This is a genomic window from Leifsonia sp. SIMBA_070, from assembly GCF_046534635.1.
GTDB lineage: Bacteria > Actinomycetota > Actinomycetes > Actinomycetales > Microbacteriaceae > Leifsonia.
The window spans coordinates 1-230 of sequence record NZ_JAWRYK010001045.1; the positions used below are offsets into that span (position 1 = coordinate 1).

The 230-nt window shown below is 67.4% G+C and carries 1 pseudogene; it reads right to left on the reverse strand.

Annotated features, from left to right (window positions below):
- Window positions 1–230 (reverse strand): annotated as a pseudogene (locus tag SB754_RS23335) (GuaB3 family IMP dehydrogenase-related protein); the annotation flags it as partial.

Below are 230 nucleotides of genomic sequence, written 5' to 3' on the forward strand. Positions count from 1 at the left end.
GGCTCGACCGTCTTGGAGACGTGCTCCGCTGAAACTGTGGTGCCGCGGATGACGAAGATGTCCACTCCGGCGGCCAGCACCGTCTTGTAGAACTCCTGCGTGCGCTGGGGGGTGAGCGATCCGGCCACGGTCACGCCGGCTTCGCGGACCTCGGCCAGCCGGGAAGTGATCAGTTCCGCCTGGATCGGGGCGTCGTAGATCTCCTGCAGGCGGCGGGTGGCCAACGGGTT